Origin of the sequence: Aestuariivivens insulae (assembly GCF_022662195.1) — a bacterium.
Classification (GTDB): domain Bacteria; phylum Bacteroidota; class Bacteroidia; order Flavobacteriales; family Flavobacteriaceae; genus Aestuariivivens; species Aestuariivivens insulae.
The window spans coordinates 66,978-93,285 of sequence record NZ_JAKMCS010000002.1 but is presented as its reverse complement, the minus strand read 5'-3'; the positions used below and the strand labels follow the sequence as shown (position 1 = coordinate 93,285).

General features: G+C 37.6%; 24 protein-coding genes. 12 read left to right on the top strand and 12 right to left on the bottom strand.

The window, feature by feature from the left end; genetic code table 11:
- Window positions 1-8 precede the first annotated feature (8 nt).
- The 3 genes from kbl (at window position 9) to MR062_RS03085 (ending at window position 3,712) form a co-directional block, all read left to right on the top strand.
- Complete coding sequence (gene kbl, locus MR062_RS03095) at window positions 9-1,202, top strand: glycine C-acetyltransferase (protein ID WP_242202619.1); 1,194 nt, start codon at window positions 9-11, stop codon at window positions 1,200-1,202.
- A 92-nt stretch (window positions 1,203-1,294) separates the two neighbouring features.
- Window positions 1,295-2,833, top strand: coding sequence for an IS1182 family transposase (locus MR062_RS03090; RefSeq protein WP_242202618.1), 1,539 nt, complete (start codon window positions 1,295-1,297; stop codon window positions 2,831-2,833).
- A gap of 243 nt (window positions 2,834-3,076) precedes the next feature.
- Window positions 3,077-3,712: a sugar-binding protein gene (locus MR062_RS03085; protein WP_242202617.1), complete on the top strand. Its 636-nt coding sequence runs from the start codon at window positions 3,077-3,079 to the stop codon at window positions 3,710-3,712.
- Window positions 3,713-3,898: 186 nt separating this feature from the next.
- Here MR062_RS03085 and MR062_RS03080 read toward each other — a convergent pair whose 3' ends face one another.
- The 4 genes from MR062_RS03080 to MR062_RS03065 form a co-directional block, all read right to left on the bottom strand.
- Complete coding sequence (locus MR062_RS03080) at window positions 3,899-4,945, bottom strand: LacI family DNA-binding transcriptional regulator (RefSeq protein WP_242202616.1); 1,047 nt, start codon at window positions 4,943-4,945, stop codon at window positions 3,899-3,901.
- Between the two features lie 61 nt (window positions 4,946-5,006).
- Window positions 5,007-6,104 carry a hypothetical protein gene (locus tag MR062_RS03075; RefSeq protein WP_242202615.1) on the bottom strand — a complete coding sequence of 366 codons (1,098 nt, stop codon included), beginning with the start codon at window positions 6,102-6,104 and terminating at the stop codon, window positions 5,007-5,009.
- Window positions 6,085-7,329: a DNA cytosine methyltransferase gene (locus MR062_RS03070; RefSeq protein ID WP_242202614.1), complete on the bottom strand. Its 1,245-nt coding sequence runs from the start codon at window positions 7,327-7,329 to the stop codon at window positions 6,085-6,087. Before MR062_RS03070 ends, MR062_RS03075 begins: the two co-directional genes overlap by 20 nt.
- 1 nt (window position 7,330) lies before the next feature.
- Complete coding sequence (locus MR062_RS03065; protein WP_242202613.1) at window positions 7,331-7,657, bottom strand: helix-turn-helix domain-containing protein; 327 nt, start codon at window positions 7,655-7,657, stop codon at window positions 7,331-7,333.
- Window positions 7,658-7,937: 280 nt separating this feature from the next.
- Between MR062_RS03065 and MR062_RS03060 the strand changes: the two genes are divergently transcribed.
- The 5 genes from MR062_RS03060 (at window position 7,938) to MR062_RS03040 (ending at window position 14,017) form a co-directional block, all read left to right on the top strand.
- A complete protein-coding gene (locus MR062_RS03060) occupies window positions 7,938-8,840 on the top strand; it encodes a nucleotidyltransferase family protein (RefSeq protein WP_242202612.1) in 903 nt (300 codons plus the stop codon).
- Window position 8,841: 1 nt separating this feature from the next.
- A complete protein-coding gene (locus MR062_RS03055; RefSeq protein ID WP_242202611.1) occupies window positions 8,842-9,906 on the top strand; it encodes a phosphotransferase enzyme family protein in 1,065 nt (354 codons plus the stop codon).
- A 106-nt stretch (window positions 9,907-10,012) separates the two neighbouring features.
- Window positions 10,013-11,329 carry a sugar MFS transporter gene (locus MR062_RS03050; RefSeq protein ID WP_242202610.1) on the top strand — a complete coding sequence of 439 codons (1,317 nt, stop codon included), beginning with the start codon at window positions 10,013-10,015 and terminating at the stop codon, window positions 11,327-11,329.
- A 38-nt stretch (window positions 11,330-11,367) separates the two neighbouring features.
- A complete protein-coding gene (gene nagB / locus MR062_RS03045) occupies window positions 11,368-13,296 on the top strand; it encodes a glucosamine-6-phosphate deaminase (RefSeq protein ID WP_242202609.1) in 1,929 nt (642 codons plus the stop codon).
- Between the two features lie 310 nt (window positions 13,297-13,606).
- Window positions 13,607-14,017: a hypothetical protein gene (locus MR062_RS03040; RefSeq protein ID WP_242202608.1), complete on the top strand. Its 411-nt coding sequence runs from the start codon at window positions 13,607-13,609 to the stop codon at window positions 14,015-14,017.
- Between the two features lie 88 nt (window positions 14,018-14,105).
- Here MR062_RS03040 and MR062_RS03035 read toward each other — a convergent pair whose 3' ends face one another.
- Both MR062_RS03035 and hutH read right to left on the bottom strand, forming a co-directional pair.
- Window positions 14,106-16,103, bottom strand: a complete 1,998-nt coding sequence (locus MR062_RS03035; protein WP_242202607.1) for a urocanate hydratase — start codon at window positions 16,101-16,103, stop codon at window positions 14,106-14,108.
- A gap of 3 nt (window positions 16,104-16,106) precedes the next feature.
- Entirely contained in the window at window positions 16,107-17,606 is a 1,500-nt protein-coding gene (gene hutH, locus MR062_RS03030; RefSeq protein WP_242202606.1) for a histidine ammonia-lyase, read from the bottom strand.
- Between the two features lie 86 nt (window positions 17,607-17,692).
- Between hutH and MR062_RS03025 the strand changes: the two genes are divergently transcribed.
- The 3 genes from MR062_RS03025 (at window position 17,693) to era (ending at window position 20,536) form a co-directional block, all read left to right on the top strand.
- Entirely contained in the window at window positions 17,693-18,583 is an 891-nt protein-coding gene (locus MR062_RS03025) for a LysR family transcriptional regulator (protein WP_242202605.1), read from the top strand.
- Window positions 18,584-18,643: 60 nt separating this feature from the next.
- Window positions 18,644-19,369 carry an FKBP-type peptidyl-prolyl cis-trans isomerase gene (locus tag MR062_RS03020; protein ID WP_242202604.1) on the top strand — a complete coding sequence of 242 codons (726 nt, stop codon included), beginning with the start codon at window positions 18,644-18,646 and terminating at the stop codon, window positions 19,367-19,369.
- Between the two features lie 285 nt (window positions 19,370-19,654).
- Window positions 19,655-20,536, top strand: a complete 882-nt coding sequence (gene era / locus MR062_RS03015; protein ID WP_242202603.1) for a GTPase Era — start codon at window positions 19,655-19,657, stop codon at window positions 20,534-20,536.
- A 391-nt stretch (window positions 20,537-20,927) separates the two neighbouring features.
- On the opposite strand, the gene MR062_RS03010 is transcribed toward era, so the two are convergent.
- On the bottom strand, window positions 20,928-21,419 hold the full coding sequence (locus MR062_RS03010; protein ID WP_242202602.1) for a GTP-binding protein: 492 nt from the start codon (window positions 21,417-21,419) through the stop codon (window positions 20,928-20,930).
- Between the two features lie 76 nt (window positions 21,420-21,495).
- Between MR062_RS03010 and der the strand changes: the two genes are divergently transcribed.
- Window positions 21,496-22,800 carry a ribosome biogenesis GTPase Der gene (gene der, locus MR062_RS03005; protein WP_242202601.1) on the top strand — a complete coding sequence of 435 codons (1,305 nt, stop codon included), beginning with the start codon at window positions 21,496-21,498 and terminating at the stop codon, window positions 22,798-22,800.
- Between the two features lie 187 nt (window positions 22,801-22,987).
- Here der and MR062_RS03000 read toward each other — a convergent pair whose 3' ends face one another.
- From MR062_RS03000 to MR062_RS02980, 5 genes are read right to left on the bottom strand one after another with little or no spacing between them, the layout of a single operon-like run.
- Window positions 22,988-23,821: a TPM domain-containing protein gene (locus tag MR062_RS03000; protein ID WP_242202600.1), complete on the bottom strand. Its 834-nt coding sequence runs from the start codon at window positions 23,819-23,821 to the stop codon at window positions 22,988-22,990.
- A gap of 7 nt (window positions 23,822-23,828) precedes the next feature.
- The gene (locus MR062_RS02995; protein WP_242202599.1) at window positions 23,829-24,266 is read right to left on the bottom strand and encodes a TPM domain-containing protein; all 438 of its coding nucleotides are present in this window, start codon (window positions 24,264-24,266) and stop codon (window positions 23,829-23,831) included.
- A gap of 6 nt (window positions 24,267-24,272) precedes the next feature.
- Window positions 24,273-24,869: a LemA family protein gene (locus MR062_RS02990; RefSeq protein ID WP_242202598.1), complete on the bottom strand. Its 597-nt coding sequence runs from the start codon at window positions 24,867-24,869 to the stop codon at window positions 24,273-24,275.
- Between the two features lie 57 nt (window positions 24,870-24,926).
- On the bottom strand, window positions 24,927-25,256 hold the full coding sequence (locus MR062_RS02985) for a MerR family transcriptional regulator (protein ID WP_242202597.1): 330 nt from the start codon (window positions 25,254-25,256) through the stop codon (window positions 24,927-24,929).
- A complete protein-coding gene (locus tag MR062_RS02980) occupies window positions 25,256-26,227 on the bottom strand; it encodes a M23 family metallopeptidase (protein WP_242202596.1) in 972 nt (323 codons plus the stop codon). Before MR062_RS02980 ends, MR062_RS02985 begins: the two co-directional genes overlap by 1 nt.
- Between the last annotated feature and the right edge of the window lie 81 nt (window positions 26,228-26,308).

The window sequence follows — 26,308 nt, the reverse complement described above, 5'->3', positions numbered from 1 at the left end:
ACAGTAAGATGTACGGAAAGATTAAAGACCATTTACTAGAGGAGCTGCAAACCATTAAAGATGATGGGTTGTTTAAGGAAGAGCGTATTATAACAACCTCCCAAGATGCTGTTATAAAAGTGTCGACTGGCGAGGAAGTTATTAATTTTTGTGCGAATAACTATTTAGGGCTGTCCAATAATAAGGAAGTGATTCAAGCGGCCAAAGATACCATGGATAAATATGGTTTTGGAATGTCTTCCGTTCGTTTTATTTGTGGTACACAAGATATCCATAAGCAATTGGAAGCTAAAATAGCTGAGTTCTTTCACGGTGAGGATACCATTCTTTATGCAGCAGCATTTGATGCCAACGGTGGGGTTTTTGAGCCATTGTTAACAGGTGAGGATGCGATTATTTCAGATGCCTTGAATCATGCTTCCATTATTGATGGAGTGCGTTTGTGTAAAGCGGCACGATACAGGTATGCTAATAACGATATGGCCGATTTGGAGGCCAAATTAATAGAGGCCAATAAGCAAAGCCATCGCTTCAAGATTATTGTAACAGATGGTGTGTTCTCCATGGATGGCGTTGTAGCTTCCTTGGATAAGATATGTGATTTGGCCGATAAATATGATGCTTTGGTTATGGTAGACGAATGCCATGCCTCAGGGTTTATTGGAAAAACAGGCCGAGGTACCATAGAATTGAAAAATGTTTTAGGCCGAGTAGATATTATTACAGGCACACTAGGTAAAGCTTTGGGAGGAGCTATGGGTGGATTCACTACAGGAAAAAAAGAAATTATAGAAATGTTGCGTCAACGTTCCAGACCCTATTTGTTTTCGAACTCTTTAGCGCCTGCCATAGTAGGGGCGTCCCTTAAAGTGTTTGAAATTTTGGAGAAAGACACCTCGCTTCGTGATAAGCTGGAAGACAATACCAACTACTTTAGAACAAAAATGGAAGCTGCTGGTTTCGATTTGGTTGGCGCAGATGCTGCTATCGTTCCGGTAATGCTTTACGATGCTAAGCTGTCCCAAATTATGGCAAATAGATTACTGGAAGAGGGAATTTATGTGATAGGTTTTTTCTATCCAGTAGTGCCCAAAGATAAGGCTAGGATTAGGGTGCAATTATCTGCAGCCCATACCAAAGCGCATATAGATAAGGCTGTTAATGCCTTTATTAAAGTGGGGAAAGAACTTAATGTAATATAAAGAAAAAGCATTGAGATTAAATTGTTGTGAAGAGCTGGTTTTACCAGCTCTTTTTTTTTGAATTGGTTAGATGTTTTTAGTATCTTAAAGTCATGAAAGCATCCCCCGTATGGAAGACCAATCACCAGTCACAATTAAGTCTTCTACCTCCGAGTTATGACGATTTTATTCCCGGTCACCACCCTGTCCGTGTTGTCAATACCATTATAGACCAAGTAGACATTAGTTCAATTGAGCGTAGCTATAAGGGCGGGGGCACTTCGAGCTATCATCCCCGTGTATTGCTAAAAGTATTAATCTACGCCTATTTGCGCAATCTGTATTCATCCCGTAAAATAGAACAGGCCCTTGGAGAGAATGTACACTTTATGTGGCTCTCTGGAGGCATACAGCCTGACCATAATACCATTGCCAATTTCCGTTCAGGGAAGCTCAAAAGGAAGTTCAAGAAGATTTTTAATCAAGTGGTTTTATTGTTGGCAGCTCAAGGTGCGCTCAATATTAAGGATATTTATGTAGATGGCACAAAAATAGAAGCCAATGCCAATCGCTATACCTTTGTTTGGGGCAAGAGCATCAAAACTTCCCGTGAGCGCATCAAGAAACAACTCAAGGAACTTTGGAGTTATGTGGAGACGGTCTGTGCAGAGGAAGAGCAACGTCCCAATGAACCCGATAACTTTGAAGCCATAGACCCCGCTGAAGTGGCAAAGGCCATTGACAATATCAATAGAGCCCTAGAGGGCAAGAAGGTAGATGCAAAGGTGAGGCAAAAGCTTAACTACGCCAAAAAAAACTGGCCGGGAAATATTGCCAAGTACAACAGGCAACAAGCCCAGATGGGCCAGCGCAACTCTATTAGCAAGACCGATCCCGATGCCACCTTCATGCGAATGAAAGATGACCATATGCAAAACGGACAGCTCAAACCAGGCTACAACTTTCTAGCCTCTTCCAGTAACCAATACCTGACCAATTATACCCTTGGACAGACCACGGCAGATACTACACTGCTTAAAGACCACCTTGAGGATTTTATAGACGGCTACGTTGAGCCACCACAGATCCTTACCGCCGATGCAGGCTTTGGCAGCGAGGAAAATTATACCGATCTGGAGAATAAGGGCATAGAGGCCTTCGTGAAATATAACTACTTCCACAAGGAGCAAAAACAGACCAAAGAGCAGCCCAATCCATTCCACTCGGACCAGTTGTACTATAACAAGGATACCGACACCTATTATTGCCCTATGGGACAGGCCATGCCCAATATCGGCAGTTACAAGAAGGGCACAAAAACAGGCTTTGAGCAGACCATAACACGCTACCAAGCACTAAACTGTAAGGGCTGTCCGTTAAGAAGCCCCTGCCATAAGGCCAAGGATAATCGTATTATTGAACGCAACTTCAACCTTATGCGACTAAAATCCAAAGCTCGAGCGTTGCTCACAAGCCAGAGAGGTATCGAAAAACGCAAACAACGCTGTTGGGATGTAGAGGCGATATTTGGCAATATCAAGCAGAATATGAACTTCAAACGTTTTATGTTAAGGGGGTTGGATAAGGTAAATGTAGAAATAGGGCTGATTGCAATGGCACATAACCTTAAAAAGTACAGTTTAGCACTTTAGAACAACTTTAAGTACTTGCTACTTGAAACTTTTAACTAAAAAAGAAGGATTTTAGGAACTTCACATATATGAAAAAAAGAAAATCGCCTAAAAATTACTTTTTAGACGACCTCTTTTTTTTATGAGTTACAGAGGGATTGTTTGTTGCTAAAAAAATATACTTCTATAGAATTTTTGGTTTGTTGTGTTCGTTAACGTTAAATGTAGTATAATTGCCAATAAATAGTTAATGCATAAATAACAATGAGTGTATATAAGGTCAATAGAGTTGCGGAAAGCTTTAATATTACAGGGAAGGGGGATTCGCCATTTTGGAACAAAGCCAATGTGTTATCCGGTTTTCAATCCCCATGGGATTCCGAAGTAATAAAACCAATAAAATTTAAAGCGGTCCATAGTACAGATTATTTGTTTTTTTGTTTTAGGGTTGAAGATGCCAATGTACATATTGATAAAACAGATGATACAAAGGCAAGTATTAACAATTCAGATCGGGTAGAGTTGTTTTTTAGGCAAGATAAAAACCTTGATCCATACTATTGTTTAGAAATTGATCCGTCTCCAAGGGTTATGGATTTTAAGGCACAACCCAACAGACAATTCGATTTTAATTGGAACTGGCCTAAAGACGACATCGAGGTAAAATCGTCGTTCGATGATTCTGGTTTCACGGTTGAAGGTGCCATAAGCAAGGCCTCCTTAAAAGCATTAAAACTAATAAACAATAATAGCATTGAGGCGGGAATCTATAGGGCGAAATACAATTTGCAACATGATGGTAGTTATGAGCCTACTTGGATAACCTGGGTTAACCCTAATACCGAAATGCCCGATTTTCATATAGCTTCGTCTTTTGGGGTGTTACACTTGGGAGAATAATACTAATGTTAACCTGTGGAGCGTTTTGACAAAAACCTGTCAACCTACCAGCTGGCAGGCAGGTAGGGGTTTTGGCATTTAAACAAGTTCTCGATACGTCCCGCCTTTGGCGGACACTCGAACTGACACATCATTACTGTTTTGATTCAAAATACACGCGGGTTAATGCAAACTAAATGTATGTCCCTATTTAAGATACCCCATATAATTCTCAGAATTCACTATGTCAATAGGAATTAGATTTTTATTTGGGATTACCTTGTTAAACAATAGATAATCGGCTAAAAAAGCAACACCCAAGTAGGCTTGTCGTTTAGGATTTTGGTGTATTAAATAATCTATGACTCCCGATTTTAAAAACTGAATGTTTTCCGGTAACAAATCGTAGCCAACCACACAGGTGTCTTTTCTATTTTTATTTAATAAAGCCGCCAGTAAATGTATTTTGGAGTTGGTGGCAAAAAAGCCGCTTATTTCTGGGTGGGTATCAATAAAATATTTAATGGTCTTTTTTAGGTTGTTGGCGTTTCTATGTTTTAGCTTATAGGTGTTTATCGTAAAGTTGTGATCTTTCAGTTCGCTAAAATAACTACGGAATCCTTTTTCTTTCTCTTGCATGTGGGTTGCATTTTTAAAGACTTCATCGATATGGATGATGGCTACTTCGGCATTATCCTTTAATGTGGCATGTACTAATTTAGCGCCAATTCTGCCACTTTGAAAAAGATCCTGTCCTACAAACTTTTGGGAGTCGGCATTCTTTAAGTCGTTGTTAAATAGGAAATAAGGCTTTTTGATTTTGTCACATTCATTAATAAAAGTAATGGACTCTTTTTGAAATAGAGGAGCTAATAATACGCCGTCAAAGTTAGGCTTTAAGGCCAATTGGCTTTGCTTTACAAAACTGTCGCTAATAAAAGGGTTAAAGTAAATGTGTTCTACCGTAGCCCCAAAAGGAGAAAATTCATTATAAGCCTCCTCGATACCTTCTAAACAAGGGGTCCAATAAGGATCGATTGCGGGATCTGGCATGAGTATGCACAAGTGACAACTTTTGTTCTTTTTTAAACTTTGTGCAATTATATTAGGTTGGTAATCAATTTCTTTTAGGATGTTGTTTACTTTCTTAAGGGCGGTTTCAGAAACTTTGCCCCTGTTATGGATAACTCGGTCTACCGTCCCTTTTGAGACTCCAGCTAATTGGGCGATATCTTTTATGGTATATTTCTTCATGAGTTTTGCAGGCAAGAAAACATATGTTAGTGAAGTTAATTTAACTTCAGTTTTTAGTTGTTTACATTTCTGATATTAAAATATTCCATTGCTTTTTATGTTCGAATTTCAAAGCTGTATCAAGTTCAATTAAAGTAACATAATTTTCTATAAACTCTGATGTTTCAGAGAGAAGCCGTAAGTAATATTTTAAGGAGTTTATGAGTCCATTGGCAATAACATGGCAGCCATGTATATTCTTTATTCGCTCAATTTCTTGTTCTATTTTTTTGGATTCAGTTGAATCAATATCTGCCGTAGACAGCAAATAGTATCTGTTAACTTGAGTTGTTTTAAACTTTTCAAAAGCATCTTTTACAAGTTGAGATGTAATAGGAATACCATGTTTTACTTCAACGGCCTCAAATTCTTTTCCTTTAACATCAACAATATCTATATCTCCAATCCTACCACTTCTTGTATCGGCAGAGGTGTGGCTTTCAATATCTAATAGTTTTTTGCCTTCAAATCGCCTTACTTCGTGTATAAGACATTTATAAGCAGCAAATAAAGCCAAAACAGGAAGTCGAGACGCACCGTCTGAAGTGTATTTAGAGTTGAAATGTCTAGTGAGTAGATCTATTATTGTAGTTATTGGGAGGTTTAAGGGTTTTGCTAAGTTGATTTCTTGATTATTCCTTTTTATAATAAGTCCCTGCATTAGATAGCTTAAACATTTATCTAATTTTCGATTCTTTTGGATAAAATCAATAGTAGCAAGAAAAGAGATTTTTAATGTTTCGGGTCTTATTGCTCCAGAATAGTCTTTGTTATATGGAACTTTTTGTTCAAGTGAGCGTGTTAACCAGCCGCTTTCGGCCATTGCTGGAAATTTTACACTTTTTAAAAAAGGTGTGATATATTTTGTGTCGAAAGTTCGGCCTGAATATCCATTGTCAATACTGGTTTGGTGGTTTCTTATATCTTGTCCAGGATTAAGTATTTTGTAAACCAAGCTTGTGAGAATTACAGTTAGTACTGCTTTGGATGACTCTGATTTACTCAAAACTATATCGAGGTGTTTTGTTATTGATTGGGGTAAATCAGATTTGATTTTGTTATCAGAACCAACCAAATCCATAGATTGGTCATAGGCTTTTTTAATAAATGTATCTGGCATTCTCTATTTGGATAGGTGTAAGTAATTGTTTTTTAACTTGGTTGGCAACTTCCTTTATCATTGGAATAGCTACTGAATTGCCAACCTGCTTGTACAGTTCAGAACGGTTATTAATTAATTTGAATTGTTTAGGGAATCCCATAATCCTGTAACACTCCTGAATAGTGAGTTTACGTACCTTATTCTCATGGTAAATCCAAAACCTGCCAGAGGATTCTTGGGAAGGTAGGGCTGGGTGAACTCCTTCTGTTGAATAAATTCGATTGGGTTGTTTGTGGACTCTAGACAAATGTTTGGTGTTGGGGCGAACCCCTGCTTTCCGAATGGTCTTATTTCTGTAGCCCGCAAAAATTAAACCAGAATCTTGAGTCTTCATCTCTTCAAGAATCGTATATGGCTCGTTTAAATACTCAAAATCATTCTCTTTGTCTAAAAAAGTTTTCAATATGGGCTTGTCTTTGGTCTCTAATTTTGAAAAATCGAATGTTTTGGTTCTATGCCCAATAATTATAATTCGTTCCCTGTTTTGAGGTACACCAAAATCAGATGCATTTAGAACCTTTTGTGAAACTTTGTAGCCTAGTTCCTCTAAGTGTAGGATAATTGTAGTTAAAGTTCTTTTTTTATCATGATATAGTAAATGTTTTACATTTTCTAACAATACCACATCGGGTCTTCTTTTTTCTATAATTTTAAAAACATGATAGATTAAGGTGCCCCTAGTATCTTCGAATCCTTTCATCTTTCCAGAAATACTGAAAGGTTGACAAGGGAAGCCGGCACATAACACATTGTGTTTTGGTACTAAATCCAAATCAATCTTGGTAATGTCCCCAAAAGGAACTTCTCCAAAATTGAGTTCATAGGCTCTTTGGGCATGATAATTAAATTCAGAAGAAAACACACATTTTCCACCAATCTCCTGCATTGGAATTCTAAACCCTCCTATACCGGCAAATAGATCGACAAATGTGAATTCAGGATGTTCAGGGCTTGGAAAAGGAATGTCCCAACTAATAGGCAGCATGGCCTGTAATTTCGGCTCTGATACAATTGCCAAGTTGTTTTTTTGATGATTAAAATATTGTATGGCCCTTTCTTCAAACGATTTAGAAGCTTCATTTGTGTAATTGTGGAGATAATGAGTGAGAAATGCAAGGTCTTCGGCATTTCCATTCATGTTTTCAATATCTAAATCTCTACGGATTTTTGAATAGCTTGGCATTTTAATATCCTATTTTACCTTGTGACAAATTTCTGAGTTTTTTGTAGTGCGCTTTTTTTTCAGCAAGTTTTAAAAGTTCACTTGTATTTTCTTTTGGATAAATCATTTCTGCTATTTTTTCACTTATAAATTCGTTCTCCAATTGGTCTACATTCAGTTTAAAAATTTTGGCAAGTTTAGGCAATATTTCTTTCGGAATATTTCTTTTTCCATTTTCAATTTTAGATAAAGTGGACTGATCGATATCGAGAGCACTTGCTAGTTTAGTAAGTGTAAATCCTTTCTGTGTTCTTAGACTATGGATATACTCTCTAAAGTTTTGTTTCATTTTCTTAAGATTATCGACTTGACAATTTTGTCAAAAATAATAAATTTAATTTATTATTGCTAGCCTGTCTACTTTAATTATAAGTATAGCGTTTAGTGTGTTCGAACACACTTTTTACTGTTTTTTCTTTTTTTATTCGACTTTATTGTGTAGTTTCGTAACCTAAAGAGCAAATTGGGTTGTTTTTTATGGGTCTGTAATGGGTTGTTTTTTAGAGATTTATTGGAAGGATTTAATTTGTTTGTGAGAGTTAAGTATAGTATTTTTAAGACGTAATGTAATGAGTAAGCCAACACTAGTAATTTTAGCAGCAGGAATGGGAAGCCGCTATGGAGGATTGAAACAAATTGATTCTTTTACTCCAGATGGAGATACAATAATAGACTTTTCGCTTTACGATGCCCTTAGGGCAGGATTTGGCAAGTTTGTGTTTATTATTCGTAAGAGCTTTGAAGAAGAATTTAAAGCTATTTTTAATAAGAAACTAGAGGGTAAAGCCGAAGTTGATTATGTGTACCAGGAACTTGAAAATGTGCCTGAACAATATATAAATCCAGAACGTACAAAGCCTTGGGGGACTGGTCATGCGTTATTGATGGCCAAAGATGCTGTACAGGAAAATTTTGCCATTATTAATGCCGATGACTTTTACAGTAGGGAAGCGTTTGAGTCTATGGCTAAAGCTTTGATAGCTACCGATAAAGAGTCCTATGACTTTAAGACCATGGCCTATTTGTTAAAGAATACGGTGTCCGATCACGGTTATGTGTCTAGAGGGGAATGTCAAGTAGACGATAATGGCTATTTGGTAGATGTTACCGAAAGAACGCATATTGAAAAGATTGATGGTAAGTTAATGCGCAAAGACGATAATGGGGAGTTCATTCCTATCGATGAGAATACAGTAGTGTCGATGAACTTTTGGGGCTTTACACCTAAATGTTTTGAGTTTGGCGGACAATTACTTTTAGACTTTTTAGAAAATAATAAAGAGAACTTAAAGGCCGAGTTTTATTTACCGACCATAGTTAACGAAATTTTGAAATCTGGAGAAGCTACAGTTGAGGTTTTAAAATCTGAAGCGAAGTGGTTTGGGGTTACTTACAAAGAGGATAAAGCGATTGTGCAAAAAGCCATTGAGGCATTAAAGGCAGATAACGTATATCCAAAACACCTGTGGTAAGATGACGGAAGAACAGTTAATCTATAAGTTCGATCAATTTAAGCATGCATCAGCGTATGCGTCGCATAAAGAGTTGGCATCAGGGCATATAAACGATACGTTTTTAGTAAAGACTAAAGAAGAGCCTTATTATATTCTTCAGCGTATAAATCATGAGGTTTTTAAAGATGTGCCTGGTTTAATTTCAAATAAGGTAAGCGTTAGCAAGCATATTCAGAATAAATTGTCGCATTTACCAGAAGAGGAACTTAAAAGAAGTGTGTTAACCTTCGTTCCAACAACTAATGGAGACTATTATTATAAAGATGACGCGGGCAATTTTTGGAATGTCATGGTATATATAAATGATAGTGTAACCCATGAGATTGTAACCGCTGAGGAAGTGGCTTACGAGGGCGGTAAACTGTCTGGTGATTTCTTGAACCTTACCAGTGATTTCGATGCTTCAGTATTAATAGATGTTATTCCGAAGTTCCATGATATGTCATTCCGTTTTTGGCAGTTCGAAGAAGCTTTAAAGGGCGCTTCAGGAGAAAGAAAAGAAAGGGCCAAGGCTTATTTGGATAAGGTTGCTGGGCTTAAGGAAGAAATGCACATCATTCAAAACTTAAAGGAATCTGGAAAAATAAAACTAAGAGTTACCCACAACGATACAAAAATATCCAATGCCTTATTCGATAAGAACAATAAAGGACTTTGTGTTATAGATACCGATACGGTAATGCCAGGTGTAGTACATTACGATTTTGGAGATGCCATTAGAACCATATGCAACACCGCAGCCGAAGATGAAACCAATTTAGATTTGGTAAACTTTAATGTGGCATTTTATAAAGCCTATAAAAAAGGATTTTTAGAAAAAGTAGAGTCGGCTTTAACACCATTGGAAATTGAAACTCTTCCATTAGCGGCAAAAACCATGATTTTTATTATGGCATTGCGCTTCTTGACCGATTATTTGAATGACGATATTTATTATAAAACCAAATACCCGGAACATAATTTAGACCGAGCAAAGAATCAATTTAAGTTGATCGATAGCATGGTGGCACAAATGAAAATATAAAACCTAAATTCAATCGATTAAGATGGATTATTAGCATAAAGAAACACAAAGCTCTATAGTTTTGTAAAAACCAAACACTAATTAATAATTAAAACCTTTTCAAATTATGACACAGACACCAAAAAATAGTAACACGGTAGCTATAGCTATTATAGCAGGATTGTTTTTTATATTCGGTTTTGTCACTTGGATAAATGGTGCTTTAATTCCATTTATGAAAACAATAAATGAATTAACAGAAGCGCAATCGTACTTAGTCGCCTCTGCATCTTATATTTCATTTGTAGTTATGGCATTACCAGCCTCATACATTTTAAACAAGATAGGCTATCGTAAGGGGATGTCTCTGGGTTTAATTATTATGGGAATTGGAGCTTTGGTATTTATTCCGGCAGCAGAGGCTCGTACTTATGGTGTGTTTCTATTTGCCATTTTTCTTCAAGGTACTGGAATGACAATTTTACAAACTGCTGCTAATCCATACATTACAATTTTAGGTCCTATTGAAAGTGGAGCCAAGCGTATTGCTATTATGGGAATTGCAAATAAAGTAGCGGGCGCTTTGGGGTCACTAATTTTTGGAGCTTTACTATTGTCGGGTATTGATGAGGTTAAAGAAAAAATTACAACGGTTACAGATTCTGAAAAGAGCCAGCTATTAGATACAATGGCAGATAGTGTTGTTACGCCTTATATAGTTATGGCCGTAGCCTTGTTTGTTTTAGGGATGCTAATTAGAAAAGCACCGCTTCCGCATGTAGAGGCAGCCCCAGTTGAAGAAACAGAAGCAGGGAAAACAACAAAGACAAGTATTTTTCAGTTTCCACATTTGTGGTTAGGGGTGTTAACCTTATTTGTTTATGTTGGGGCAGAAGTCATAGCAGGAGATAGTATAATTGCTTATGGTATTTCTTTAGGGTTCTCGGCTGAAGATGCTAAGTTTTTTACCACATTTACATTGATGGCTATGGTGGCAACTTATGCATTAGGGGTTGTCTTAATTCCTAAATATTTAAAGCAGGATACGGCTTTAAAAATAAGTGCTGCTTTAGGGATCGTGTTTAGTATCTGCATATTATCTACAACTGGGTTTACATCCGTATTATTTGTGGCGGCTTTAGGTATTGCTAACGCATTAGTATGGCCTGCAGTATGGCCGTTAACTCTTGAAGGTTTGGGTAAGTTTACCAAAACAGCTTCGGCATTGTTAATTATGGCGATTGCCGGCGGCGCTATTATTCCACCATTATACGGAAGAATGGTTGATGCTGGTAAGCACGAATTAATAGCAAATGGTATTGCTGAGGCGGAAGCTATATCTTCGGCTTCAACAGCCAGTTACTGGATATTAATACCCTGTTATGCTATTATCTTGTTCTTTGCATTATGGGGACATAATATTAAAAGTTGGACAAAAAAATAAACAACGTATACAACTAAAATAAATAAATTACATTTAAAATGATTAAGAGTAGTACAGACAAAGCCACAGGTTTTGAAAAGCGATTTGAAAATATCAATACGGTAATTTTCGATGACTCAAAAGCAGCTTCAGCAGAAGTGGCCAATGAAATAGCTACATTGATAAAGGCAAAACAAAAAAGCAATCAATCTTGTGTTTTGGGCTTGGCAACAGGATCAACACCAAAAGGATTGTATGCAGAATTGGTGCGTTTACATAAAGAAGAAGGGTTGAGTTTTAAAAATGTAATTACATTCAACTTGGATGAGTATTATCCTATGGAGCCCGATTCTGTAAATAGTTATGTGCGATTTATGGAGGAACTGTTGTTTAACCATGTGGATATTTTACCAGAGAATTATCATATCCCAGATGGTATGCTTTCTAAAGCGGAAATCGCTAGCTATTGTGCAGAATATGAGGCTAAAATTGAAGCATTAGGAGGTATCGATTTACAAATTTTGGGAATTGGTGGTAATGGTCACATCGGATTTAATGAATCAGGATCGTTACAAAACTCCAAAACAAGATTAGTAGCCTTAGACCATATTACAAGGGTGGCTGCCAGTAATGATTTTGGTGGGTTGTCCAATACGCCCAGAACGGCAATTACCCTAGGTGTTAAAAAAATAATGGAAGCCAAAAGGGTGATCCTAATGGCTTGGGGTGAAGGTAAATCCGATATCATTAAGGCCTCAGCTGAAGGTACGGTCACCAGTCAGGTGCCAGCATCTTACTTACAGGAACATAACAATGCGGTTTTTGTAATAGATAAGGCGGCGTCTTCAAAATTAACACGTATAAATACGCCGTGGTTAGTTGAAAAAATTGAGTGGACCGATAAAATGGTTAGAAAGGCGGTACTTGGGTTAGCTCTTAAACTGAAAAAACCAATCTTAATGCTTACTGATGCCGATTATATCGAAAACGGAATGAGTGATCTTTTGGCAGATTCTGGACCAGCTTACGATATCAATATTAATATATTTAATCAAGTTCAGCATACGATTACAGGTTGGCCGGGAGGTAAGCCTAACGCCGATGATAGTAAGCGTCCAGAACGCGCAGAGCCTGCTAAAAAACGTGTGTTACTATTTAGTCCGCACCCAGATGATGATATCATTAGTATGGGAGGAACTTTTATTAGGTTGCATGAGCAAGGACACGAAGTGCATGTGGCTTACCAGACCTCAGGAAATATTGCTGTGGCCGATGATGAAGCGTTGCGATTTGCCAATTTTGTAACCGATTATAATGAGAAGTTTGGTATTACCAGTGACGAAGCCGAAAATATCTATAAGAAGGCGTCTGAGTTTCTAAAGAATAAGAAAAGTAGCGACATCGATATTCCGGAGGTACGTTATATAAAAGGCTTAATTAGAAAAGGTGAAGCTAGGGCAACAGCGCATTTTGTTGGCTTGCCAGATGAACGTATCCATTTTATGGAATTGCCTTTCTACGAAACGGGGACCATAGAAAAAAAGCCTATAGGTGAAGATGATATTAAAATCACTATGGATTTAATTGAAAAGATAAAACCGCATCAAATTTATGCAGCAGGTGACTTGGCAGATCCGCATGGTACCCATAAAGTGTGTTTGGATGCTATTTTTGAATCGGTTAAACGATTGAAGCCCAATAAATTTATGGACGATTGCTGGTTGTGGCTGTATAGAGGTGCTTGGCAAGAATGGGGTATCGATGAAATAGAGATGGCTGTACCAATGAGTCCAGATCAAGTGTTGCAAAAACGTCACGGTATCTTTAAACACCAATCGCAAAAAGATGGAGTGGTATTCCAAGGAAGTGATAGTAGAGAGTTTTGGCAGCGTGCAGAAGATAGGAACAGAGAAACAGCCGAGTTATACAATCAGCTAGGATTGGCACATTATGCAGCTATAGAAGCTTTTGTAAGATGGCATTACTAGAGTTTTTGTAAAAACTTATGCTATACCATATTATGTTAAAAAATTGAGGTTCATTTTAAGTTATTAATTCCTTAAGACAGAAACACTAACAAAGCTTGAGCTTCTAGATATGGTATAGCTCTTTTTTGACCGATTAATAGAGCAGCAAAGCCTACAATTTTTTGTAGGCTTTGTTTTGGTGTCAAAGAAACAACAAGGGTAGGTTCAAAATAATCTAATATCAAATTTTGATGTATGAATGAATTTTGTTATCTTGTTTATCCCTAAGAGTTTGATTAATAGATTTTAATAACTTATAAAATTTATTATCATGAAAACTTTGAACTCTTTACTTTTTGTCTTGTTTTTGTGTACCATCTTATCTTGTGGTGACAAATCTAAAAAAAATGAAAATGCTGCTGATTATTCATATGATGCGCTAGAAAAAACCTATAATACTAATTTAAAGGCAGGACTAAATACAATCCTTCAATCAGAAGCAGGCGATATTGCTCTCAAATTAAATATTGTCGAAGGTAAAAAACCCGAATATATAATAACAGAAAATGGTGTTGAGATACCTTCGGATTTTAAGCAAACCACTGAAGGTAATAAAACTACCTGTTGGAGGTGTGCTAGAGATGGAGATGGGAATTTGCATTGTTTTATAATAGCATGCCCTAAAGATTTAGACCCAATTGGAAATGTATTTGTTAACAATACATTTAAATTGTCAAGGTAACTTCAAAAGGTGTATAAACCATAATTTTTGTTACATATCTTTTAGATGAAAGGGAAGAGAATTCTATAGTATCTCTCCCTTTCTGTTTTTAAAATAAATCATCTAAAAGGTCGTCGTTTACCATATTAGGTAATGTAACCTTTAAATTAGGCGTACGCTCCATTTCGCGCTTAATGGCAAATAGAGCTTCACTATTTCTGGCCCAGCTACGCCGGGCAATACCATTGTTAACGTCGTAAAAAAGCATGCTTTTCAAACGGTTTTCTGCTGCTTTGCTACCATCTAATAGCATTCCAAATCCGCCATTTATCACTTCACCCCAACCAACGCCGCCACCATTATGGATGGATACCCAAGTAGCGCCTCTAAAACTATCGCCTATTACATTTTGAATGGCCATATCTGCAGTGAATTTACTACCATCATAAATATTTGAGGTTTCCCTATATGGCGAATCAGTGCCACTTACATCATGATGGTCCCTACCTAGAACAATGGGGCCTATGTCGTTATTGGCGATTGCATCATTAAAAGCTTGAGCGATTTTTGAACGTCCTTCAGCATCGGCATAAAGAATACGGGCTTGCGATCCAACAACCATATTATTTCGTTTGGCATTTTTTATCCAAGTAATATTGTCCTGCATTTGCAATTGTATTTCTTCAGGAGCTTGTTCCATAATCTCTTGGAGTACGTTCATGGCAATCTCATCGGTTTTGTCCAGGTCTTCCGGTTTTCCAGAGGTGCAAACCCAACGGAAAGGACCAAAGCCATAATCGAAACACATTGGGCCCAATATATCTTGAACGTAAGAAGGATATTTAAAATCAATATTGTTTTCGGCCATAACATCGGCACCGGCACGAGAGGCTTCCAATAAAAAAGCATTGCCATAATCGAAAAAGTAAGTGCCCCTGGCAGCATGTTTATTAATGGCAGCAGCATGCCTTCTTAAGGACTCTTGTACTTTGTCTTTGAACTGTTCCGGTGCTTCACGAATTAACCGATTGGCTTCTTCAAAAGAAACATCAACAGGATAGTATCCACCAGTCCAAGGGATATGCAAGGATGTTTGGTCGGAACCCACATGTACAAAAATACCTTCGTCATAAAAGCGTTCCCATACCTCTACAATATTTCCTATATAGGCTATCGATACCACTTCACCATTAGATTGGGCTATTTTAGTTCTGCTAATTAAATCATCTATAGTATGTACCAGAACATCAACCCAGCCTTGATCAAAGCGTTTGATGGCTGCCTTTTCATTAACTTCGGCACAAATGGTAATGCAGCCTGCTATATTTCCGGCTTTGGGCTGGGCACCACTCATACCACCCAAACCAGCAGTCAAGAATATTTTGCCGGCAGATGTTTCAGTTTTTGGTAAAATCTTTCTAAAGGCATTCATTACTGTAATGGTCGTACCGTGTACAATGCCTTGTGGGCCAATGTACATGAATGATCCGGCAGTCATTTGCCCATATTGTGTCACACCCAAAGCATTAAATTTTTCCCAGTCGTCGGGTTGCGAATAATTGGGAATCATCATGCCATTGGTAACCACTACCCGTGGAGCTTGGTTCGACGAGGGGAAGAGCCCCATAGGGTGGCCAGAATACATATGCAGGGTTTGCTCATTGGTCATGGTGGCCAGATATTGCATGGTTAAAAGGTATTGCGCCCAATTTTGAAATACGGCACCATTGCCGCCGTAAGTAATTAGCTCTTCGGGGTGTTGGGCAACTGCTGGATTCAGGTTATTTTGAATCATGAGCATGATGGCTGCAGCTTGTTTCGATTGGGCAGGGTAATCTTCAATAGGTCTGGCATACATATCGTAATCTGGTTTGAAACGGTACATGTATATCCTTCCAAAATCGTTTAATTCTTGGGCAAACTCTTCAGCTAAAATGGCATGCCATGCTTCGGGGAAGTATCTTAAAGCATTGCGTATGGCCAACTGTTTTTCGGCTTTATTGAGGATATCCTTTCTTTTTGGAGCCCTGTTGGCGTGTTTAGGGTATGGCTTTTTGCTAGGTAAGGTGTTTGGTATGCCTTGTAATATAAGTTCTTTGAAAGTCATAATCTATTGTTTTGAAACGATAAGGGATTGGTCTTTTACTAGTGCAATCATCGCGTATATGTCGTCTTTTAGTAGTCTGTCATCTTCCAGTTTATCCACTTTTTCGCGGATAATATTAAAGTTTAGTTCTAAAATATCAGAAAATTTGTTGGGTCTTCTAAACTCCATAGCTTGAGCGGCATACATAAGTTCGATGGCCAATATTTTTTCTAGGTTTTCCAATATCTGATTAAACTTGCGTCCAGAGATACTACCCATAGATACATGGTCTTCTTGGCCCAAAGAAGTGGGGATGCTATCGGCCGAAGGTGGAAAACAAAGTGATTTGTTTTCGGTAACCAAAGCAGCCGTTGTGTACTGGGGAATCATAAACCCTGAATTTAATCCGCCACCAGTTGTTAAGAGTCTGGGGAGACCAAACTTACCTTCTATAAGCAAATAGCAGCGTCTGTCTGATATATTTCCCAGTTCAGATGCAGCAATAGAAGCGTAGTCCAAGGCCATGGCTAATGGCTGTCCGTGAAAGTTTCCTCCGGAAATAGCAACAGTATCGCTTAACACAATGGGGTTATCGGTAACCGAGTTAAGTTCTATTTCTGCCAGTTCCATCAAGTGGTAATATGCATTTCTAGAGGCACCGTGTACCTGTGGAATGCAACGCATGGAGTAAGGATCTTGCACCCGCTCACAGTTTTCGTGGGACATGATGTTTTCAGAATGTTCAAAAAGCATGCGCATGCGTTCGGCAACTTTTAAAGCACCTTTAAACGGACGTATGGTATGTAATGCTTCTTTAAATGGTGAAGCACTGCCCTTATAACCTTCTATACTCATGGCACCTGCTACATCGGCTAAATCTAAAAGATAGTGCATTTTATCCAAGCCCAATATGGCATGGGCTAGAATAAATTGGGTGCCATTAATAAGGGCTAGGCCTTCTTTAGCTTGTAATTGAATAGGGCTTAAGTTGTGTTCTTGTAAAACCTGTTTGGCAGGAACTATGTTATGGTCTATCCAAAATTCACCCAAACCAATAAGCGGTAGGAATAAATGGGATAGCGGAGCCAGGTCGCCCGAAGCACCTACAGAGCCTTGCTCAGGGACTACAGGAATTAAATCGTGTTCAATAAAATAAAGGATGCGCTCAATAACTTTTAAACGAATGCCGGAATAACCTTGACAGAGCGCATGCACTTTGCAAATCATCATAAGTTTTGATAGCTCTTTGTCTATAGGTTTACCAACACCAACGGCATGGGTAATGAGTAAGTTCTCCTGTAATTTACTGGTCTCTTCAGGTGTTATTTGAACATCGCATAGCGGCCCAAACCCTGTGTTGATGCCGTAGACCGCTTTATTTGAGCTAGCCATAGTTTCCACCTTACTTCTACAAGCATTAACTTTATTAATGGCGTCTTTGGTGATAGATGCAGGCATGCTTCCATTGCAAATAGCCATGACGATATTAACCGTAAGCGTATCGATTCCGTATTTAAAAGTCATAAGATTTGACGATTTTATAATTGGTATTACAAAGTTATTAGTATTTTTAATTCGAAATAAGACTATTTTTTTATTAATTAATAACTATGGGTAATCAATTAGAAATTCGACATTTAAAATATTTTTTGGCCGTGGCCGAAGATTTACACTTTAGAAAAGCAGCTGAACGCCTTTTTATTTCACAACCAGGATTGAGCAGGCAGATTAAACAAATGGAAGAGGATTTGGGGATACAATTATTTTCAAGGCATAACAGAAAGGTAGAATTGACTAAAGCTGGGGCTTATCTTAAAACAGAAATAGCGAGAAGTTTAAAAAACCTTGAAAATGTTATTGACCATGCAAAGCTGTTAAACGATGGCGTTGAGGGTAACTTAAGGATGGGCTATGTAGGTTCTGCCATGCAGCAAATTATACCGGATTTGTTATTAAAGTTCAAGGCAGGGTACCCCAATACGTTATTTTCCTTAAGGGAAATGGATAACCAAAAACAGATCAACGCTTTGATTACCGAAGATATTGATGTTGGTTTTGTACGTCTGGAACGTGTCCCCGAAAGTATAACCATAAAACCCATATTACAGGAAAATTTTTGTTTGGTATTGCCAAAAGACCATCCAGTCGATGAGACCAATTTTAAGACCATTAAGCAGCTAAAAAATGATGCTTTCATATTATTCGATCCAAATTATAGTACCAGCTATTACGAGAAGGTCATGCGTATTTTTGATGATGCAGGCTTTTCTCCAACAGTAACCCATAATACCATTCATGCCGGTTCAATCTATAAATTGGTTGAAAATAATTTTGGCGTGTCAATTGTGCCACGCTCTTTGCTGGTTGAAGATTTAAAAGCTGTAAAGTTTGTTGAATTAAAGGCGGTGCCACATAAAACCACATTGTCGCTTGTATGGAGCAAGGAGAACAGAAACCCTATTTTAAAGCTATTTCTTAAGAATATTATAAATAAACTTTAATAGGAGTAATTATTGATAAATTTTGCTACTTTTGGCTACCAATTAAAAATAATAGATAAAATGAAGATTATAAAATTATTAAGTGTATTAGCAATTGCATTTTCAATAGTTTCTTGTGGAAAAAAAGCAGCCACTAAAGCAGATTTAAAAACCGAAATAGACTCTGTAAGTTATGCTTTGGGTATGGATATCGCTAGAAATGTTAACACTAACCTTGGAGAAATAAATGACGACCTTTTTTATGAAGGTTATTTAAATGGGTTGGATTCAACAAAAGTGTTAATGGACCAAACATTGGTACAAGGTATTCTTCAAACGTTTTTCCAAAAGAAAAGAGAAGAAATGATGAAGAAGCAACAAGAGGAAGCTGAGAAAAAAGCCGAAGAGCAATTTGCGGGAGAAAAAGCAGCAGGAGAAAAGTTCTTGGCAGATAACTTAGCGAACAATCCAGACGTTTTAACTACAGAAAGTGGGTTGCAGTATATTGTAATAGAAGAAGGTACAGGTAAACAGCCAACGGCAACCTCAAGAGTGAAAGTACATTATCATGGAACTAATATTAACGGAGATGTGTTCGATAGCTCTTTAGAAGCAGAACCAAGAACTTTTGGTGTTAATCAAGTAATTAAAGGATGGACAGAAGGCCTTCAACTTATGAAAGAGGGTGCTAAATACAAGTTTTTCATTCCGCAAAACTTGGCATATGGTTTCCAACAACGTGGACAACACATCACCCCATTTTCAGCTTTAATTTTTGAAGTAGAATTATTAGAGGTATTGGAATAGTTTATTAAAGAAAACATAATTTAAAAGGCAGGACGTTTAATATCCTGCCTTTTTTTATTGAACTCATTTAAAAGGTTGTAGTTTTGCATTTAAATCAATAGAATTTTTAAAAAGGCTATCTTTTGTTTTGTCGGGTTGAGCCTTTCGACTGTCGCTCAAGATAAACTAAAGTCGAAACCTGTTGTTGTTTATTTATGTTTAAAACATTACAGCTATGCTCGTTGTTCCACAAAGCCTATTTTAGAACCTATTGAAGTAATTAAGTTATTAGAAAAAAAACTAAAAATGGCACATAAAGCAGGTTTTGTAAATATAATAGGAAACCCCAATGTGGGTAAGTCTACGTTAATGAATGCCTTTGTTGGTGAAAAGTTGTCTATCATCACTTCTAAGGCACAAACCACACGTCACCGTATATTAGGCATTGTTAATGGAGATGAATTTCAGGTGGTTTTTAGTGATACGCCTGGTATTATTAAACCAGCTTACGAGTTACAGGAATCTATGATGGGGTTTGTGAAATCGGCTTTTGAAGATGCCGATATCTTGATCTATATGGTAGAAATAGGAGAGCAAGCTCTCAAAGACGAAGATTTTTTCAATAAAATAAAGCATACAAAAATTCCTGTTTTACTTTTGTTGAACAAGATAGACACCTCTAACCAGGAGGAATTGGAAACTCAGGTGCAGCTATGGGCAGAAAAAGTGCCTAACGCCGAAATTATTCCGGTATCGGCATTGGAAGGGTTTCAGGTCAAGGAAGTCTTCGATAGAATTATTGAATTGCTCCCAGAATCCCCTCCGTTTTACCCTAAAGATCAATTAACCGATAAACCCGAGCGTTTTTTTATAAACGAAACCATTCGGGAAAAAATCCTGATGCATTACAAAAAGGAAATTCCTTATGCCGTAGAAGTAGAAACCGAAGAGTTTATGGAAGAGGAAAAGATTATTAGGGTGCGCTCGGTAATCATGGTAGAACGCGATACCCAAAAAGGGATTATTATAGGGCATAAAGGAAGTGCTTTAAAAAGGGTTGGCATAGAGGCCAGGAAAGATTTAGAGAAGTTTTTTGGAAAGCAAATCCATTTGGAGCTTTATGTTAAAGTGAACAAAAACTGGCGTAGCAATCAAAACCAGTTGAAGCGTTTTGGGTATAACCAATAACATTTACTTAGTCTAACCCGTTGTGCATTTTGGTTTCTGATAGTTTCATTATTGTCAGTTCGAGTGTCCCGACAGTAAACGTCGGGACGTATCGAGAACTATTTCAAAGGTTAAAATTCTCAATCTCGATAGTTCTGCTGAGCTCGTCGAAGTACAAATTTTACTCATTTTAATCGTGAAATTCACTCGAACCCGCCTGCTGGACGGGCAGGTTGAAAGAATTTTATTAAAATGCACAACGCATTAATTTAACAAAACCCTAATACTAACTTTTCAATTAAGTAACAGTAAGTTGCTGTGTTTGTGTGATATTTGCATGAGTTACAACTTGTTGGTTTAGTTGTTGAGTTAGTTAGTTAAAGTCTTAATTGTTTTACAATTAGGACTTTTTTTATTTTAAAACATGGGTCATAAAATCATGTAACTTATGCATTTCGCCCTTACTTGAATCTTTGCCAATCCTACCTGCAAAATATAACACAAACCAAATAACAACCATAAGCAGCATAAGGCTTAACTGTATGGTGTAGCTGTTTCCTAGAGTCCAATTGGTATAAGTCCAAATGCCAAAGGCAATAAAAAAACCAGCCACCATAAAGTGTAGAAACATAAATAAGGTCCATACCGTGGGGTTGGGGCCAAACAAACCATAAAGTAAACTGGAGTTTTCATCTACTTCATTAATTTCCAAATGCAATTGTGGCGACCAAAAATGCTGTTTGTGTTTTGGGAATTTTATAAAAACTTGATCGTCTATCCTGTTTACAATAAAATCGGATTGCGTGCTTTTGGCTTGCTCAAAATCACTTAAAACAGATTGGTTGTTTCTGGGGATTTCAATTTTAAACCGAGGTCTTAGAACAATGTCATTGGATATTGGCATACCACAAAATTTTCACAAGAAAAATAGTGTTTTTTCTTTAATATTAAACACTACCTTTGCAAACAATTAAAAGAATATGAGTCGAATAGTTGCTATTGTAGGAAGACCCAATGTAGGGAAGTCAACATTTTTTAATCGGTTGATCCAAAAACGTGAAGCTATTGTTGATGCGGTAAGTGGGGTTACCCGCGATCGTCATTATGGTAAGAGTGATTGGAACGGTAAGGAGTTTTCATTAATCGATACCGGAGGCTATGTGGTTGGAAGTGACGATATTTTTGAATCTGAAATAGACAAACAAGTAGAGCTTGCCATAGATGAAGCCGATGCCATCATATTTATGGTAGATGTTGAAACTGGTGTAACCGGAATGGATGAAGATGTTGCAAAACTACTTCGGAAGGTGGACAAGCCAGTCTTTTTAGCTGTAAACAAAGTAGATAATGCCAAACGTGCCGAGGATGCCGTTGAGTTTTATGCCTTAGGCTTGGGAGAGTATTATACCATTGCCAGTATAAACGGAAGCGGAACAGGGGAATTATTGGATGCATTAGTAGATGTATTGCCGGAAAAAGAGGAAATCATAGAAGATGAGTTGCCACGCTTTGCAGTTGTTGGGCGTCCCAATGCTGGGAAATCGTCTTTTATAAATGCCTTAATAGGAGAGGACCGATATATTGTAACAGATATTGCTGGTACCACGAGGGATGCTATTGATACCAAGTACAACCGTTTTGGGTTTGAGTTTAACTTAGTGGATACAGCAGGTATTCGAAGAAAGTCTAAAGTCAAGGAGGATTTAGAATTCTATTCGGTTATGCGTAGTATTCGTGCTATTGAACACTGCGACGTGTGTTTGTTGGTTTTAGATGCCACTAGGGGGTTCGACGGTCAAGTACAAAATATTTTTTGGTTAGCAGAGCGCAATAGAAAAGGTGTTGTGATTCTAGTTAATAAATGGGACTTAGTAGAAAAAGACCATAAATCGGTTAAGGAATACGAGAAAGTTATACGCAAGCAAATAGAGCCTTTTACCGATGTGCCTATCCTGTTTATTTCGGCTTTGACCAAACAGCGTATTTATAAAGCTATAGAGACTGCCGTTGACGTTTATAACAACCGTTCGAAAAAAATAAAAACAAGTAAGCTTAATGAGGTGCTATTGCCTATAATAGAACACTACCCGCCGCCAGCTTATAAAGGTAAATTCGTTAAGATTAAATACATCATGCAATTGCCAACACCACAGCCGCAGTTTGCATTTTTCTGTAACTTACCCCAATATGTAAAAGATCCTTACAAACGCTTTTTAGAAAATAAACTGCGAGAACACTTTAATTTTAATGGTGTTCCCGTGAGTGTTTATATGAGGAAAAAATAGTTTAGGTTTTTTAAGGGGGGTGCCCAACGGGGTGTGCTGCCAAAATAACTTGGGAGCTATTTAAGGTTCATTCAATGTTCAACGTTTAAATGTTTAGGGGCTTAGTTCTTAATTATTGGCTCTTGACTCTTGGTTCATTAATTATCAATCATCAATCGTTAATTGTTAATAATTTGTTGTGAACTATTTACCAGCTTCCTCCAGCACCACCACCAGAAAATCCACCGCCACCAAAACCGCCGCCAAAGCCACCACCTCCAGAAAATCCGCCTCCAGAGCTACCGCCAAAACCACCGCGTCCCATATTGCTTAGTATGATGGCATCCCAGATATCGAAACCGCCATGTCTGTTGCCACCTCTATGGTTGCCGCCTCCGCCACGTCGATTCTTGGTAATAGCAATTAAAATAATAATGAAAATAAAAATTATAAAAATGAAGCCTACAGGAGAACTGCTGTTGCGGTTGTTTTGTTTACCAGAACCTTTGTATTCCCCTTTTAAAATTTGAAAAATGGTATCTGTACCTTTATCCAAACCGTTATAATAATCACCGCGTTTAAACTCAGGGATAATAACATTGCGGATTAATTCTCCTGTGATGCCAGCAGTTAATTTATGTTCTACACCGTAGCCTGGAGCTATCCATATTTTACGGTCATCTCTAGCCAATAAGATGAATACCCCGTTGTCTTCCTTAGCTTGCCCAACACCCCATTCATGAGCCCATCTGGGAGCCAATAAACCTATATTTTCACCTTTAGTTGTTGAAATAATGGCGACAACGATTTGCGTGGAAGTAGTGTCAGAATATTTAATTAATTTATGTTCTAAACTATTTTTTTCAGTAGTAGATAACAAGTCTACATAATCGTAAACACTAGTTTGGAGTTTTGGCTTATCAGGGATGTTAAATTGAGCAAAAGCCGATTCAAATGATAACAAGCTTAATGTTAACGTAAGGACTAAAACCTTAATGCTTAATTTAAAACAAGCAATACTATTTGTGTTTAAATGCTTCATTTAAGTGTTAGCCTTTTGAAATGTCATTTGGTAATTCATCGATATCGTCATGATGCCAAGGGAAGTGCTTCTCCAGTTCTTGGCCTGCCTTTAAAATGCCTTCAACAAGTCCTTGTTTAAAATGGCCCAATTTAAAATGTTGCTGAATGACGTCTTTGGTAGTGTTCCAGAAATCTTTGGGTACCACATCGTTTATGCCCTTGTCACCATAAATAACAAAGTTTTTATCTTCAACGGCAACATAAATAAGCACGCCATTTTGTGCTTTGGTGTTATCCATTTTTAGATAGTGGAATACTTCTAGGGCACGGTTAAAGGCATCACCTTTACAGGTTTTTTCAATATGTACCCTAATTTCGCCAGACGTATTTTTTTCGGCAAGCCTTATGGCTTCAATGATATTCTGCTCTTCTTCAGCATTAAGAAAATTTTCAACTTTGGACATGACCGATTATTTAAAATCGAATTCAACATCAACAGGCTTGTTTGCGCCAGCTTCAGCATTGAAATACGGCTTGTCGTCAAAATTTAATAGGCCTGCCAGAATGGTATTAGGAAACTTGCTTACATGAATGTTGTAAGGTTTAATGGCTTCGTTGTAGCGTGTTCTTTGGGTCTGTATCGTATTTTCTGTACTGGTAAGTTCGTCCTGAAGTTTTAAAAAGTTTTGATTGGCTTTTAAATCGGGGTAGCGCTCAACAGTAACTAAAAGACTTTTTAAGGCCCCGCTTAATCCCCCTTGCACTTGGTTGTATTGCGCCAATTGTTCTGGTGTAATGTTATTGGGATCTATGCTAATGGATGTTGCTTTGGCACGGGCCTCAATAACTTCAGTTAGGGTTTTACGTTCAAAATCGGCAGCCCCCTGTACGGTTTTTACCAAATTGCCAATAAGGTCGTTTCTGCGTTGGTAAGCCGTTTCTACATTGCCCCAGGCCTCTTTAACGCCTTCATTTAATGTGACAGCAGTATTATTAAACCCTTTACCCCAAGAGTAAAGCCCTAAAACAACGATACCTATAATAATCCATGGTAGAAACTTTTTCATAATCTTAGTTTTGATTTTTTAATGTTCAATTAATAAGTTGAAAATAAACCGAAAATGTTACAAATGTTCTTTAATTTTTATCAGTTGATTTTTGATGCCTTCCAGTTTGCTAATAATTTCGAAGTTGTTAAGCGTTTCTTTCTTCTCTTCTTTTAAATGGGTTTTGGCACCTTCTAAAGTAAATCCACGCTCTTTTACCAAGTGGTAAATGAGTTTTAGATTTTTTATGTCTTCTGGTGTGAACTTACGGTTGCCCTTGGCATTTTTTTTAGGTTTTAGTACATCGAACTCCTTTTCCCAAAAACGAATTAAAGAGGTATTAACATGAAATGCCTTGGCCACTTCGCCAATACTGTAATATCGTTTTTCGGGAAGCTCTATATGCATTAGTCTAAAGATTGGTTTTCTAATGAGGCGTGTTCCAATAATTCGGCATATTCTTCAGCAGTTAAACTACCGTAGTAAAAGTTAATGGGGTTAATGCGTTTGCCATCTTTAAATATCTCATAATGTAAATGAGGGCCCTGGGAACGACCTGTGCTTCCCACAAACCCGATAAGATCACCACGCTTAACTTTTTGGTTTCTTTTTACGTTGTATTTATATAGGTGCGCATATAAGCTAGTGTAGCCGTAACCATGATCTATACGTATGTGCCTGCCGTAACCTGTAGCTCTAGCATCGGCACGAACCACAACGCCGTCACCGGTAGCATAAATAGGCGTGCCCCTAGGGGCTGTGAAATCCATGCCCCAGTGCATTTTTCTTGCTTTGGTAAACGGATCGGAACGCATACCATAACCCGAGGCCATACGTGTTAAGTCTTTATTGTTTACGGGTTGAATCGCAGGAATAGCAGCCAATAGTTTTTCTTTTTCTTTAGCTAGTTTTGCAATTTCGTCCAATGATTTCGACTGGACTACGATTTGCTTTTGAAGGATATCCAATCGCTTGCTGCTTTCTATGACCAGTTTTGAATTGTCGTAGCCTTCCAGTTTTTTATAGCGGTTAATTCCACCAAAACCGGCCTTGCGCTGTTCTTCAGGTATGGGGTTTGCTTCAAAGTAAACGCGGTAAATGTTATTGTCGCGGTCTTCAATATTAGCTAAAACCGTTTCGGCATGTTCCATTTTTTTGTTCAGAATACCGTATTGTAACTGCATGTTCTGCAACTCACGCTTTAAAGCACGTTCTTTAGGAGATTCAACATACTGACTGGCAATAAATGCAAAGATAAATCCAAAAATAGCTGAAGCTAGAATAAACATAGAAGCGTATTTGAACGTGGTTCTTTTTTTACGTTCAATTTTTCTATAGGAAAGCGATTCTGGATCGTAATAATATTTTACCTTACTCATTACCTAAATTATAGTATTTTTGCATTCAATTAAAACAACTTATGTCTTAGTTTTTTAAGCAAACGTTAAACCTTTTAAAAA

Excerpts from the sequence above, each read along its gene's own strand:
- MR062_RS03065 (WP_242202613.1), bottom strand. The coding sequence starts at position 7,657 with ATGAAACAAAACTTTAGAGAGTATATCCATAGTCTAAGAACACAGAAA.
- der (WP_242202601.1), top strand. The coding sequence starts at position 21,496 with ATGAGTCGAATAGTTGCTATTGTAGGAAGACCCAATGTAGGGAAGTCA.
- MR062_RS03025 (WP_242202605.1), top strand. The coding sequence starts at position 17,693 with ATGGGTAATCAATTAGAAATTCGACATTTAAAATATTTTTTGGCCGTG.
- MR062_RS03080 (WP_242202616.1), bottom strand. The coding sequence starts at position 4,945 with ATGAAGAAATATACCATAAAAGATATCGCCCAATTAGCTGGAGTCTCA.
- MR062_RS03075 (WP_242202615.1), bottom strand. The coding sequence starts at position 6,104 with ATGCCAGATACATTTATTAAAAAAGCCTATGACCAATCTATGGATTTG.
- MR062_RS02985 (WP_242202597.1), bottom strand. The coding sequence starts at position 25,256 with ATGCATATAGAGCTTCCCGAAAAACGATATTACAGTATTGGCGAAGTG.
- MR062_RS02995 (WP_242202599.1), bottom strand. The coding sequence starts at position 24,266 with ATGTCCAAAGTTGAAAATTTTCTTAATGCTGAAGAAGAGCAGAATATC.
- MR062_RS03035 (WP_242202607.1), bottom strand. The coding sequence starts at position 16,103 with ATGACTTTCAAAGAACTTATATTACAAGGCATACCAAACACCTTACCT.
- MR062_RS03060 (WP_242202612.1), top strand. The coding sequence starts at position 7,938 with ATGAGTAAGCCAACACTAGTAATTTTAGCAGCAGGAATGGGAAGCCGC.
- kbl (WP_242202619.1), top strand. The coding sequence starts at position 9 with ATGTACGGAAAGATTAAAGACCATTTACTAGAGGAGCTGCAAACCATT.
- era (WP_242202603.1), top strand. The coding sequence starts at position 19,655 with ATGGCACATAAAGCAGGTTTTGTAAATATAATAGGAAACCCCAATGTG.
- MR062_RS03070 (WP_242202614.1), bottom strand. The coding sequence starts at position 7,329 with ATGCCAAGCTATTCAAAAATCCGTAGAGATTTAGATATTGAAAACATG.
- MR062_RS03085 (WP_242202617.1), top strand. The coding sequence starts at position 3,077 with ATGAGTGTATATAAGGTCAATAGAGTTGCGGAAAGCTTTAATATTACA.
- hutH (WP_242202606.1), bottom strand. The coding sequence starts at position 17,606 with ATGACTTTTAAATACGGAATCGATACGCTTACGGTTAATATCGTCATG.
- MR062_RS02980 (WP_242202596.1), bottom strand. The coding sequence starts at position 26,227 with ATGAGTAAGGTAAAATATTATTACGATCCAGAATCGCTTTCCTATAGA.
- MR062_RS03050 (WP_242202610.1), top strand. The coding sequence starts at position 10,013 with ATGACACAGACACCAAAAAATAGTAACACGGTAGCTATAGCTATTATA.
- MR062_RS03010 (WP_242202602.1), bottom strand. The coding sequence starts at position 21,419 with ATGCCAATATCCAATGACATTGTTCTAAGACCTCGGTTTAAAATTGAA.
- MR062_RS03040 (WP_242202608.1), top strand. The coding sequence starts at position 13,607 with ATGAAAACTTTGAACTCTTTACTTTTTGTCTTGTTTTTGTGTACCATC.
- MR062_RS03000 (WP_242202600.1), bottom strand. The coding sequence starts at position 23,821 with ATGAAGCATTTAAACACAAATAGTATTGCTTGTTTTAAATTAAGCATT.
- MR062_RS03055 (WP_242202611.1), top strand. The coding sequence starts at position 8,842 with ATGACGGAAGAACAGTTAATCTATAAGTTCGATCAATTTAAGCATGCA.
- nagB (WP_242202609.1), top strand. The coding sequence starts at position 11,368 with ATGATTAAGAGTAGTACAGACAAAGCCACAGGTTTTGAAAAGCGATTT.
- MR062_RS03090 (WP_242202618.1), top strand. The coding sequence starts at position 1,295 with ATGAAAGCATCCCCCGTATGGAAGACCAATCACCAGTCACAATTAAGT.
- MR062_RS03020 (WP_242202604.1), top strand. The coding sequence starts at position 18,644 with ATGAAGATTATAAAATTATTAAGTGTATTAGCAATTGCATTTTCAATA.
- MR062_RS02990 (WP_242202598.1), bottom strand. The coding sequence starts at position 24,869 with ATGAAAAAGTTTCTACCATGGATTATTATAGGTATCGTTGTTTTAGGG.